Origin of the sequence: Brevibacterium sp. SIMBA_078, assembly GCF_046534565.1 — a bacterium.
Taxonomy (GTDB): domain Bacteria; phylum Actinomycetota; class Actinomycetes; order Actinomycetales; family Brevibacteriaceae; genus Brevibacterium.
In genome coordinates this window covers 1-236 of sequence record NZ_JAWRYQ010000580.1, presented here as the reverse complement: position 1 = coordinate 236, position 236 = coordinate 1, and the positions used below count along the sequence as shown (strand labels likewise).

Sequence of the window (236 nt, the reverse complement as noted above, 5' to 3'; positions counted from 1 at the left end):
AATAATATGATCTATCTCACATATGTTAGGAAGCTTGCTAGAAGGAGTCTCTGCTTTTGCTATTTTATACATAAGCTTTTTTGCCCAAGGACTAACCCAAAATATATGCTTTGCACGGGCAAAAACTTTTTTAAATAATGGTTCACAATCCTTCAACCTTTTTATGTTATTTAAATCACTACCACCACGTACAGAAACAACGAAAGGAACCCCTGAATATTTACTCAAATAAAACG

Annotated in this window: 1 protein-coding gene; it reads right to left on the bottom strand. The window is 33.5% G+C overall.

Annotated elements, in window-relative coordinates; translation table 11 throughout:
* Positions 1 to 236, bottom strand: a 236-nt coding sequence (locus SB749_RS20870) for a hypothetical protein (protein ID WP_410711999.1), incomplete at both ends; no start/stop codon positions are given.